Source organism: Janibacter sp. CoH_79_TC_3 (assembly GCF_058197955.1).
In genome coordinates this window covers 1-255 of sequence record NZ_JBXWIV010000138.1, presented here as the reverse complement: position 1 = coordinate 255, position 255 = coordinate 1, and the positions used below count along the sequence as shown (strand labels likewise).

General features: G+C 35.3%; 1 protein-coding gene. It reads left to right on the top strand.

Annotated features, from left to right (window positions below):
• Positions 1 to 22: 22 nt before the first annotated feature.
• The coding region (locus AC2FA3_RS15385) for a radical SAM protein (protein WP_490510347.1) at positions 23 to 255 on the top strand (233 nt) is incomplete at its 3' end.

Here is a 255-nt window from a genome sequence, read left to right as displayed (position 1 = left end):
AAGTAGATGTAACGAAAGGTGCATCCATTGCTACATTCCAAATGATAAGAAAAATCATGGTTTTGACATGCCACTTGAAAAGGTCAAGTCTGTAATTGATGAGTTTTCGGCTATGGGTGGAATAAATGTCACTTTATCCGGTGGTGGAGCTTCTTTGCATAAGGACTTGATGACTATCGTAAAATACTGTCGAGAAAAGGATCTTAAGATAAGTATTCTATCAAATCTTATATCACTGAAAGATGAGCATATAAA